Raw genomic sequence first — 12294 nt, forward strand, 5'->3', positions numbered from 1 at the left:
GCGGAATACCGGGCCGGCGATCAGGTGCGGGAACAGGGCGATAAAGGTGGCGAAGTCGACGGGATGATGCGTCGCTTCGGTATCGCCGCGGTAAACATCGGCGATATAGCTGATCGATTCGAAAATATAGAAGGAGATACCGATAGGAAGGATGACATGCAGCCATGAGATCTGCCCCGCACCGGTCGCTCCAAGCACATCGTTGAGGCTGGAAACGCCAAAGTTCGCATACTTGAAGTAGCACAGTGTCAGCAGATTGCCGGCCACACCGATCGCCAGCCGGCGCCGCGCTGCAGAGCTTCGGGGTGCCTCGCGCGCAATCGCCAGGCCGATGAAGTAGTTCCAGATCGTGACGGTTGCGAAAAGCAACAGGAAATCCACGCGCCACCACGCGTAAAATACATAGCTTCCGATCAATACGACCAGATTGCGGGCGCGGCCGCGATTGGGCGTCAGGTAGTAAACCGCCAGGAACAGTGGCAGAAAAAGGAACAGGAAGACGTTAGAGGAAAAAACCATGATTCGCCTCGTCGCTTCAATCGCTTGCCGTGTTTACACTGATCGCTTCCGGCTTCACTACAACCGGAAGTTTCTGCCTGACCATGATGTCCAGTACGCGCTCCTGGTGCGCGCCAAGTACGCCGGTGAAGTGGATGCCGAGTTCGCGCCGCGGTTCGCGAAGATCGACGTTATAGACTTCAAGGCTGAGTGGCTGGTCGATCGTGATCGGACCGGATCCATTGGAGACCAGCTTGCCGCCGACCACGATCATGGAAATGATGGGGTGGAACGGGTCCAGCTTCAGATTGCGCCCGGTATCGCTCAGGTTTTCGATATGCCCATAGATTCCCGATAAGGCGTTGCCCACGGCGACGTTGTCGCGCAGCTGCACGTCGATGCTGTTGCGAACGCGTATGCCGTGGCGGTTGTTGGCCGTTACAAGATTGCTCCAGATCAGTGTGTTCGGGCTTTCGTAGATCGTGATGCCGTCGGACTTGTTGCGATACGATTTGTTCAAAGCAATAACATTGTGCATGCTGCTTCGGTCAGCAACGATGCCGGACAGGCCGTTGTTGAACGACGTATTTTCGATGATCCAGCTTTCGTTGACTTCGCGCGAGACGATGATGCCGTGCTTGATGCGCGTGCCATAGACCGTATTCTGCGCAATGATCAAACGTCGCGAGCGATCGTGGGGGTCGATGCCGTACTTGATATTGTCGTGGTAAGTATTGCCGCGGATCACGACGTCTTCGGCTTCGTAACAATAGAACCCGTACCAGTTGTCGAGAAACTCGGAGTTCAGTAGCCAGCCGGTCGGTGCCTTGCGTTTCATGATGGGTGCCATGGATGGGCTGTACTGGCTGATGGAGATGCCATAGGCCTTGCTTGCTGCATAGCCGAGGTGGGCTACCACGCTGCCGATCATGTACGTCCGGGACCCACCCCAGGACGTAATGTAGGGACGGAAATCCTTTTCATCTTCGAAGAACGCGGGCGTGTTTTTTGCTTCGTTCCAACCTTCCAGGCGACTGTGGTTTATGAACAAGTCGCCTTCGTTGACGATGAACGCTCCCCGGTCGATCGAAAGGCGGAAGTCCTTGACGTCCTTGTCGATGTGCAAGGTCGCGCCCGGCAATATGTCGATGGGAAGCCGTGCCACGAATACGCCCGGTTCCGTTTCGGCGAAGTACTGCTTCGGTAGTGTGCGTGAGAGGTCGCGGGGCGTGACATAGCCGTCGACAAAGATGACTTGAGGCATCGATGACTGGCGGCGTGCCCATTCGCGCATACGCTCGTCGCGGCCCATGAAGTTCTTGAAGGACAACTGCTCCATCATGCTCCCGACATGGACATGGCCCGCGGGGCCGCGATGCAGCTGTTGCATCGCCGCGGCTTCCGTATATTGGGTAATGTCAGGAAGCTTTGGCGCTTTCCAAGCCATCAGGCTTTGGACGGAACCCGGTCCGACGGTGTAATTCTTAGGTTGGGCTTCGGTGGCCGGTACCGTAGCGGCATCGGCGTCCGGGTCGTCTTCATCCGAGCCGTCTGTCTGGTCGTCCGAGTCGTCGTCGCTATCCGCAGGCCGTTTGGCGTGCGTCGGTTTGTTTGCCGTGGCGGCGTGCGGGTCATGCTGTGGCAAAACAGCGGCCGCAAGGGCATAGTGCCTGCCGCCAATCAGCAGCGCAAGCATCGCTATAGCCATGCTCGCCATCCTCAATACCATAAAACCAGCTCCAGGCTGACCCGGTATTCGGTGCGAAGGTTATTCCCGTAGGCGGCGCCCGGCTGGAATACCGAGCCGCGCAAACGAATCGAGCTGGCCGGCTCGTCTCCGGTGAGCAAATCGGTGTGCGCGATGCGCCCACCAAAGAACCGGGTGACAACGACGTCGTAACCGTGACCCAGCGAGCCGTTGTTATTCAGCGGAACGACATCGATGTTGTCGGCGTAGACCGGTGCGTTGTTGTGTACTCGGTCGAAATGGTTGTAGATCAGGCTGGTATTCCAGCGACCGAGATTAATTGACGCATACGCAGTGGCCACCTTGATATTGCCGAGCTCGGCACGGTAGGCATCGGTAAAGCGTTGGGTGAACGAATCGGTACCTGTAAAGCGCGAATAGTTGCTTTGCAGGCCGGTCTGGCTGTATTGCGTCGACTGGTCCCGCCCGTTACCGCCACTGCTGTAAACGTAGGCGGCGCCAAGCTGCAACGGAAACTTTTCTACAGGAAGACGGTAACGCAGACCGACATCGGTTGCCCAGGCGTGCGATACGCGCCGGTCTGTCACCCCGGTCACCGCGCGTGTTACCGGATCGATGAGCGCGGCACGCTGATTGCCGCTCAGCCAGTTGATCGATACGTTGTAGGCAAGCGGTGGAGCGTCGGCTCCGTCGAAATAGTGGTTGTTCAGGAAGGCGCCCATCCAGAGCAGGTTGCCCGATGTCAGCTTGGTGCCGACGTTTGTGATGGCACCCGTCTGTGGCAGGTTGTTGTCGTCATGAACGTAGATAGCGCGCACGCCGACGCGCTGGTAGGCCCGCCATTCGCGGCTAAGCGTTCCGTACACATAGGTGCGATGTTTCTGGTCCGGCGGCAGGCCGATATCGTCGGTGCGGTAGGTGCCGAATTCGCGTCCGATGCCGAATTCGGATTGCACGAGGGTGGTATTGAAGATCCAACGCGCCGCATCGACATCCTGGTCGATGTACATCGCATCGTCTTCGCGTATGCGCTGGCGGCCGAGCCGGATCGATTCGCCGGGGTATTTGAATCCGGCATAGTCGATCCAGGCTTCCTTGAGACCGAGGAAAGTCTGGTCGGTCGGCCCGAGGTTATTGTTGTCATTCGCATTGGTCTGCACCGTGCCTGTAGGTGCGAACAGGCGTGCTCGCACAAATCCGCTCCATGCCGGCGAGAACTGGAAATGCGCCCATGGCGTGGCGTCCAGATAGGCTTGCGTCGCATTGCCCCGGCCGAGCAGTCCAAAATCCCCGCTGGTCTGGTTCACTACTGAGATATCGGCCTTGAAGGCGTAATCCGTCTCTACGGAGGCCGCGGCAGGAAGGGCGACCAACGCCAATAAGACACTACATCCGGTCAACGAGGTTGTACTCATCGCGGTTCCTCTCTTCATGGCGTTGTTGATGCGGCTTCGGCAACATCGGGCTCGGTTTGAGGCAGTTGCTGCCGCATCGTTTCCTCCTGGTGCAGGACCTGTTGCGCCACCTTGCGTTCTTGCGGAGTCAATACCCCGTTCAGTTGGCCAGCAAGGATGCGGATGGCATCCGCACCGTCGCGCGCACCGAGCTGGGCGAAGACGAATGCGTTGACATGGTCCGGGCAAAGTCCTTTCCCCGAGGCGTAAAGCCGTGCCAGCGCGCTATCGGCCGAAACGTAACCGCGGCGCGCGGCATACAGCAGATGATCGGTCGCCTGCTGCGGATCGACCTCATCGAGATAACCGAACTGGTATAGGCGGCCGATGTAGTACTGGGCATCGAGCGCCGTGTCAGGATGCTTGGCCGCGCGTTGCAGCAGCTCCAATGCCTTCGGCGGGTCGCGCGGTGCACGGTTGCCATGCAGATAGAGCTCTCCAAGGTACAGCGTGGCATCGGGTAGCCCTTGTTTGAGTCCGTCCTTCAGGGCGGGCTCCACATCGAAATCCGGCACCAGGAAAGGAAAACGCACGGCCACGCCAGCGGCTTCCACCCGTGCTTCGGGGGAGCTGGCAACAAGCTTGGCTAGAATCTGGTTGGCAAGATCGGGTTGCGCATTGGCTTCCGGCTGCGCTGTAGTGGGTGGGTTGGCGCCGCCGTTCGGGGCGCCGGTCGCTGGCGTCTTGACGGGTGGCGTTGCAATAGCCGCTGTCTTGCCTGGCACGACGTTTGCGACCGGCGGTGGTGCCGGAGCACCCATCGCCGCCACATTTCCCGTTGTCGGCGGCTTGGCGACGCCTACAGGATCCTGTAGGCATGTGCGGGTCGGCGGGAGGGGGGGCGGTGCGAGCGAAGCCGAATTTTGAGCGAGATCTTCGGCATCGGCTTCAGGCAGGTCGGAAACGGCGGTGTCCGGATCGGCCGCATCCAGGCTGCCATCCGGTGCGGCGACCAAAGCGCGAGCCAGGCTTGCCGCAGTGGCCACTGGAATCAGTCCCTGGCTGTACTGCGACATCGCCGCAGCGACCATTTGTTGCATGCCTTTCTGGTCGTTGCGCATGCGCATGTCACGCATGAGATCCACATAACACGTGGGCGCGATGTTCAGCGATTTTTTGCACATTGCCAGCAGGCGATCGTTATGCCCGGCTACATCGCGCGTGTTGCGATACCAACTGATCAGGGCGCCGTTGGTGACAGGCTGATCGAGCTTCTCGGCGCTGGCGACCAGCGAAGGCATGCGTCGGTCGGTGTCATACGCTGGATTGGCGGCATAGAGTTCGAGCAGACCCGCCAAGGCTTCAGGGTCCTGGCGGTCGTCCCAGGCATGTGTAAACAGACGTTGCGCCTCGGCAAGCTGCGATGTGCCGTCCTGCTGAAGGAGCAGGCGAGCCAGTGGCACTTCAGCTTGCAAGGGCTCCTTCTGTGCCGCGACGCGGAACCAGCGGATGGCTTCCTGCGTGGATTGCTGCGTTTGCCTGCGCGCATAGAGACGCGCCAACGCTAGCTGGGCCTCAACATAGCCGAGCTTGGCTAGTGGCAGGAAATTGCTCTCCGCCTCGACGTCATGCCCGGCCTGGGCGGCCAATTTGCCCCGCGCCAGGTCCGGCATGCCGCCTCCCTCAACCGAAGCATCCTGCCCTTTGGTGGGTTGCTGTTGCGCGTGCGCCGATGTCCCCATGAACAAACCAAGGGCGACCAAGACGGTGCAACTGGCAATCGCGCGCTCCATCAGAGTTTCGCTATCAATGCGCGCACGCTGCGCACGCCGTGATCGATGGTGCCGGCAATATCGCTGCGTGGATCGCCGAGCTGCACGTCCACGGGGCGGTCGATCATGTCGCGCATGAGCGGCTGTTCCGGATCGATCTGGGTAAGTACATCGCTCACCGCACCGGGAGTATCGAGGCCGCGTATGTCGCTGGCGCCGCCGCGCTCGTCTGCGCTGATCGGGCTGGGTAGCAAGCGTACCTGGCTTATCCGGCCATAGCGATCGTGATCTTCGCCGCTGACGTGAAAGCTCACGGTACGGCCGATACGAAGATCCTGGATGTTGTCGAAATGAAAGCGCGCCAGCACATAGGGCTTGGCGTTGTCGGGCAATAGCACCACAAGCGGTTGATTGCGATTGATGAACTGCGAATCCATCGCGAATGTCTGCTGTACCGTGCAGTCGCATGGGCTGGACAGCGTGCCCTTGAGCGTTTCGCCCATCAGGTCCGAAAGCTGTTGGGGGGTGAGGTGCAGCGAGCCCGGGTCGTTTTGTACGACATCCAGCATCGCAGCCTGGAAGGTGCCCAGAGGCTGGCCCTTCTTGATCTTTCCATCCGGCGGAATCAGGCTGAAATAGGTGCCGTCGCGCGGCATGGTGATTGCGAAGCTGGGCGCCGCGACCTTTGCAGCGATCGCATGATTGATAAACAGTACGCCATAGAGTTTGGTAGCGGCATAGGCGAAGGCGGCCAGGCCGATCAAGAAGAACAGCCCAGTCAGCGTCATGGCGCGCGGCCGAAGGCGCTGAGGCTGAACTTTGGGAGCGACCTGCGCGGGGCGACCCTTGGTGTAGTTGTTGCGTGAAAGCGTAGTCAGTACGTCGCCGACAGTGACGACTTCGCCGGCGATATAGGCATTGATCAACTGCCGGAGCAGTACGGTTCGGCGTTCGTCCAGTTCTTCGAACGAGCAACCGGCACGATGATGCACTGGGTCGAAGTTACACACCCGGAAGCTGACAGGTAGCGTCATGCCCATCGGATCGATCGCAAACCGCAGCGTACCGCGATAGATCCTTCCGATCTGGTAGCTATCGCCATGTGTGTCGAAGGCAAAACCGCCCGCCGAGATATCGATCAGGCGATAGGCCAGTTCCCGGCCTTTGGCTTCCAGGTTCAGGGTGGCCGGGATGCGGACCCTGGGATGTTGGCGCTCGACTTCCGTTTCGTGCACAACATTGACTGTTTCGTCGGCCATAATGGTTTTCCTTGCAGTCCTGATTCAGTGGTTTATGGTTAAAGGCTAAGCAGGCACATGACGGCGGCGATGAAGAGGCTCGCTGCGGAAAACGTCATGGCCCATGACGACCAGTGATTGAAACGCCGGTGGAAAGCGCCGAGATTGCGATCCAGGGTAGTTTTCTGGCGTGTCCAGGATTGCTGGTCGAGACGGAAGAACACGAAGATCTTCATGACCGATCCGACCACCTGGTTGTAGTACAGCAGCGCGGGGAAGGCCGGTCCGACGCGGTGTCCGGACGCCAGCAGCAGGAAAGACATCACCAGGCGCGTGATGCCCACCCATAGAAGAAAGGTAAGGATGTAGACCGGGCTGAACTTGATGCTCGCCACGATTGCCATGGTCAGGCCAAGCAGGCCAGTCCACATCAACACGCGTTGATCCAGCAGTACGTAATAGGTGAACCAGCCGAGTTTCCGTGGGCCCAGCTTCAGTGCGCGACTGTTCTGGCGCAGGGAGTTGCCGTACCAACGGAACATGAGTTTGCGGCTGGCTTTGAGGAATCGTGGATCCGGTGGGCTCTCCAGCGTGCGCACGGCAGCATCCGGTACGTAATAAGTGTCCCAACCCATGCGCACCAGGCTGAACCAGGTGCTCTTGTCATCCCCGGTAAGGAACCGGAAACGGCCAAGACGCCAGTGTTCGACGGCATCGTTCTGTACGTCATCGATGAAGCTCGGATCGGTGACGATAGGAGCGCGGAACAACGACATGCGACCGGTCAATGTCAGTACGCGCCTGGTCAGTGCCATCGAGCACATGTTCAGATGGCGCTGAGCAAAGCGCAGCTTGTGCCACTCGCTCATGGCGTAGCTGCCCGCGACATCGCAAAATTCGTTAGTGGTGAGCGCGCCCACGCTGGGCATGATCCGCAGGAAGGGCGCGGTTTTTGAGATCACGCCCTTTTCGAGCACGGTGTCGCCATCGATCAATGCAACCACCGCATCTTCGTCAGGCATATCGCGGGAGATACATCGAAAGCCCTGCGCCAACGCATCGCGCTTGCCGGTTCCGGGGATCCGGACGATCCTCAAGCGTACGCGGGAGGGTGGATCCAGGTGCTCCCATAAGGCGAGGATCAGACGCTGATCGGCCATCTCCACGATCGAGGCAACCACCGTCGTGGGTGCGCCACAGTCGATGGCTTCCTCGAATGCTGCCTGATAGACCAGGGCCGTCGTGAACGTGTCGATGCGGTAGCTCGTAATGAGGAGGTACACATGGGACGGTGTTGCCAAGTCACCGGCACGTGATGCCCTGCGACGGGCGCGCGGAAAGACCCAATGCAGGAACAGCATGCTGCGCGCAAAGTGCAGGGCGCGCAGGCTGTAACGCCAGATGCCCAGGGCACCCAGGGCGAACACGAAAATCCGTGTACCGGGCTCGAACGCTTGTGCAGGGAGCATCAACACCAGTCCCATCAGCGCGCTCAGGTAAAGCAACCAGCCACCGAGGTCGAACATGAATCTACGAAACTTGCTCGATGGCCGGCCACCCATGCGCGTTGACGGAGTGGCGATGAATCCGCGAGTTGCCTTATAGGTCGATGGCATCGCGGCGCTACCAGCAGATACCCTGCATTTCAGGCGTCGACGTATGAGGCATAAAACCGACAAGGTCGACTACCTTGCGGTCGCCTCGAGCGCCATTGACGACTTTTGCGAAGTTCCCATCGCGTTGTCCTACGATGAGTACGTCAGAGCCTTCAATCACCTCATCAAGATCGGCATTGAGCAACGACGAAATATGCGGGATCTTGCTGGTGATGTACTCTCGGTTGGCGCCGTGGACACGGGCGTATTCAATGTTCTCGTCGAAGATTGTCAGCTCGTAACCCTTGCCGATCAGCATCTCGGCCAATTCCACCAGCGGGCTTTCGCGCAGATCGTCGGTCTGTGCCTTGAAGCTCAACCCGAGCATGCCGATGCGGCGATCGCCGAACGATGCGACGAGATCGAATGCCCGTTTGACGTGCATTTCGTTGCTGACCATCAGCGAACCGATCAAGGGATGCAGCGCATCGACCTGGGTGGCGCGGAAATTGAGTGCGCGCACATCTTTGGGCAGGCAGGAGCCGCCAAAGGCATAACCGGGTTTCAAGTAGTAACTGGACAGATTCAACTTGTGGTCCTGGCACATCACTTCCATCACCTCGCGGCCATCTACGCCGAGCTCTTTGGCGATATTGCCGATCTCGTTGGCGAACGCGATCTTGGTGGCGTGCCACACATTGCATGTGTACTTGACCATCTCCGCCACCTCGATCGGCTTGCGGATCAGCGGGGCGGAAAGCGATGAATACAGCTCAGCCAAAAGGTCGCCCGAAGCCTCATCCCATTCGCCGATTACCGTCATCGGCGGCTCGTTGTAATCGGCAATGGCAGTGCTTTCGCGCAAAAATTCGGGATTGACTGCGAGGCCAAAATCGCGCCCCGCGCGCTTCATGGACGTATCTTCAAGCATCGGCAGAACCACTTCCCTGATGGTTCCTGGTAGCACGGTACTGCGCAGGACTACCGTGTGTCGTTCCGGCTTGTTGCGCATCGCCGTGCCGATTTCCGCGACGACGGTCTGGACGAAGTGCAGGTCGAGGTCGCCGTTCTTCTTGCTCGGCGTGCCCACACAAATCATCGATATGTCCGAGTTGAGGATGGCATCGAGCGTATCGGAGGTTGCACGGATTCGACCGGTATCCACGCCTTGTTGCAGGAGCTCCTCAAGGCCGGGCTCTACAATTGGCGATTCGCCGCGGTTAATCAGGTCGACCTTGGCCTGCGCGATGTCGACGCCGATCACTGTGTGGCCGCGGTCCGCGAGACAGGCAGCGCAGACGGCGCCGACATAGCCCATACCAAAAATGCTGATGCGCATACAAAATCCTCTGAAGGCAAAAAGGGCGGTTGTTGACTGCTTTTTTGTCGCTAGAACCCTGTATTTCTAGGGCCTTTTCTTCGAAAATGCCCGGTATTTGCGTGCGTCCACGCCCAGGCAGGTTTGAGGCTCGCTATGAAAGCCGGGCAAAACGCTCCTCCGCAGACTCAGCATCGGTCCGCGTCGGTATCTGGCGCTCCAGCCAAACAATGTCCCCGTTGAGCCCGGGGATCAGGCCGCTGCTGCGGGTTCCTTGGCCGCGTCGATGCGGCCGTAGGCGTCGCTAAAACGGACGATATCGTCTTCGCCCAGGTAAACCCCTGTTTGTACTTCGATCAATTCGAGCGGTATGCGTCCTGCATTTTCGAGGCGATGCATATTGCCGATCCGGATATACGTCGACTGATCTTCCGTAAGAATGCAAGTCTCACCGGCTATGGTGACTTGCGCAGTGCCTCTGACAATGACCCAGTGCTCGGCACGGTGGTAATGCATCTGCAAGCTGAGTTTGCCTCCCGGCTTGACGCATATGCGCTTGACCTGGAAGCGGTCGCCGAGAGCGATAGTTTCGTAGAAGCCCCATGGTCGGCTTACTCGACGATGATTCTCTACCTCAGTGCGATGGGCGCGCTTGAGCGACTGCACCACACGTTTGATTTCCTGTGCGCGATCCTTGGGTGCAACCAGGACGGCATCGTCGGTCTCGACCACGATATGGTCATGTACACCGATCAGTGCAACGAGACGATTACTGGAGTGAACGAGGTTGCCGGTCGCATCCTCGAGAAGCACGTCGCCTTGCGTATGATTGTTTTCCGGGTCGTCGCTGGGCATGCGATCGAGGTAATTCCAAGCGCCGACGTCTTCCCATCCTGCATCCAGGGGAACCAATGCCAATCGCTGGATCTTTTCCATGATGGCATAGTCGATCGATTCGCTACGACACTGGCCAAATGCCTCGGGATCGAGTGCGGTGAAGCCGTTGTCGTGGCGGGCATTTTGCACCGCTTTCCTGGCTTGTTCGAAGGTCTCCGGCTCAAGCCGGCGCAGTTCCTCGAGAAAGCGGCGGCAACGAAACACGAACATGCCTCCATTCCAGTAGTAGCCGCCCGAAGCGAGGAAACTGCAAGCTACATCGGCGTTCGGCTTCTCTATGAACGCTCCGACTTCATATGCGCCGTCACTAGCCGGCATCGACGTGCCGCTTTTGATATAGCCGTAACCCGTTTCGGGACGCGTTGGGGTGATGCCAAAAGTGACGACGAAATCCTTTGCCGCTGCTTGCACTGCGATGTTCGTCGCGTCCTGGAACGCGGTGTTGTCGGCGATGAAATGGTCGGCAGCCATGAGGAAAGCAATCGCGTTGTCACCATGTTCCGCGGCGATATGCTGTGCGGCGATCGCGGCTGCGGCAAGCGTATTGCGGCTCTCGGGCTCGAGAAGAATGGCCGAAGGGCTCACGGCAATGTCCTGCAACTGGTCTGCGATCATGAAACGATGATCGTTCGAGCCAAGCACGACTGGGGCTGTGGCGTGCTGGAGGGAGGCTGCGCGTTGTGCCGTTTGCTGAAACAGGCTCAGCGGCCCGATAAGCGACAGGAACTGCTTGGGGTGTTGTTCCCGGGAAAGCGGCCAAAGTCGTGTTCCGGTGCCGCCCGCAAGAAGCACAGGGACAAGGATCGGAGCATCGGTCTTCACATCTAACTGTTGTGGTGTGGCCATGCACGCGCCTCTTTATGGGTTCGGTCGCGGAGGGCCCCCTGATTTTTTTGGCCGCTACAAACGATTCGAGAAACGGACGTCTTAACGTTTATCCATCGATCGCCTAACGAACATGCCCGTTATAAGCGCTGGGAATGACCGCAGCATGAACTCGCGATTGCGTAATTTCTTTGACATTTTTGTATCGTTCAGCGCGTTTGAATTTACGTCATTTCATCGTTTTCTTATCGAAACAGTCACTTTGTTCAGATCGCGTATGCGATGTGCATTGCAAGTCGAGCTCATAATTTGTTGTCAATGACGTCGCGATATTTTGCGAATGAAACGCTCGCGAAGGACTTGTCGCAGGTCTTCACGCTGGCTGCACTTCGACTTTGGGTCTGTTGTACATCAGGCATCTAATCGCGCGTTCCGCTATGCAAGAACACGGATTTGGAGTGTCAGTGCGCTCGGTTTGCAGGTGGAATTGCACAATCCGTTTTTTCGATTTGTGTTGAATGGCGCGAATCGGTTCGCGCAAGCGAATTTTCACGTTTGTCTCATCGTTGTGACGGTCTGAGCAAGAACCGGCATCGCCGGCAAAAGCTATGGAGCCAGCTTCATTTAAGAGCGTCATATCCGAAGGGACAGACCCTCCAGTGGACATGCTGCCCTGGCGACAACGGGTGTCGAATCGGCAATAGCCGCCACATGAAAATACCCCACCTTTACCGCTACCGTCAGCCGCTTCGATTCGACGCAAGAGAGAGGTTGCGATGCGGATTGCGGTGGTTGTCGCGGCACGTATGCAGCAGTTTCGCAGTCCGGCAACGCTGGGCGAGCAGACGCGTGTCGATAAAGAAGGCGGCTTCGCCAATACGGGCGAAGCCGCGAACGTATCGCGTTCGCCTAGCAGGCTGTTGAGAAACGCTCATCGTCAGCCTGAGTTATAGGTGGCTTCAATGGTTGTCGAAGTGGACCATGGATGCGGGTTGTTATGTCGGCGAGGGATTCCACCACTGGCCGATGCCGCCTAGCCGGATCAGGTT

Annotated in this window: 7 protein-coding genes and 1 pseudogene; all 8 read right to left on the reverse strand. The window is 58.5% G+C overall.

Going from position 1 to position 12294, the window contains the following annotated elements:
- Positions 1-519, reverse strand: a pseudogene (locus tag VIM98_RS01795) (hypothetical protein); the annotation flags it as partial.
- Positions 520-535: 16 nt separating this feature from the next.
- Positions 536-2206 carry a right-handed parallel beta-helix repeat-containing protein gene (locus VIM98_RS01800; protein WP_331991375.1) on the reverse strand — a complete coding sequence of 557 codons (1671 nt, stop codon included), beginning with the start codon at positions 2204-2206 and terminating at the stop codon, positions 536-538.
- Positions 2207-2217: 11 nt separating this feature from the next.
- Positions 2218-3621: an alginate export family protein gene (locus VIM98_RS01805; RefSeq protein ID WP_331991376.1), complete on the reverse strand. Its 1404-nt coding sequence runs from the start codon at positions 3619-3621 to the stop codon at positions 2218-2220.
- 14 nt (positions 3622-3635) lie between these two features.
- On the reverse strand, positions 3636-5393 hold the full coding sequence (locus VIM98_RS01810) for a tetratricopeptide repeat protein (RefSeq protein WP_331991377.1): 1758 nt from the start codon (positions 5391-5393) through the stop codon (positions 3636-3638).
- The gene (locus VIM98_RS01815) at positions 5393-6631 is read right to left on the reverse strand and encodes a PilZ domain-containing protein (RefSeq protein ID WP_331991378.1); all 1239 of its coding nucleotides are present in this window, start codon (positions 6629-6631) and stop codon (positions 5393-5395) included. The genes VIM98_RS01810 and VIM98_RS01815 overlap by 1 nt, the downstream gene beginning before the upstream one ends.
- 38 nt (positions 6632-6669) lie before the next feature.
- Positions 6670-8136: a glycosyltransferase family 2 protein gene (locus VIM98_RS01820; RefSeq protein ID WP_331991379.1), complete on the reverse strand. Its 1467-nt coding sequence runs from the start codon at positions 8134-8136 to the stop codon at positions 6670-6672.
- Between the two features lie 97 nt (positions 8137-8233).
- Positions 8234-9544 (reverse strand): UDP-glucose/GDP-mannose dehydrogenase family protein, encoded by a 1311-nt coding sequence (locus VIM98_RS01825; RefSeq protein WP_331991380.1) that lies wholly within the window; start codon positions 9542-9544, stop codon positions 8234-8236.
- Positions 9545-9775: 231 nt separating this feature from the next.
- Complete coding sequence (locus tag VIM98_RS01830) at positions 9776-11266, reverse strand: mannose-1-phosphate guanylyltransferase/mannose-6-phosphate isomerase (RefSeq protein ID WP_331991381.1); 1491 nt, start codon at positions 11264-11266, stop codon at positions 9776-9778.
- Positions 11267-12294 lie beyond the last annotated feature (1028 nt).

This window comes from Dyella sp. (assembly GCF_036568765.1).
Lineage (GTDB): Bacteria > Pseudomonadota > Gammaproteobacteria > Xanthomonadales > Rhodanobacteraceae > GSA-30.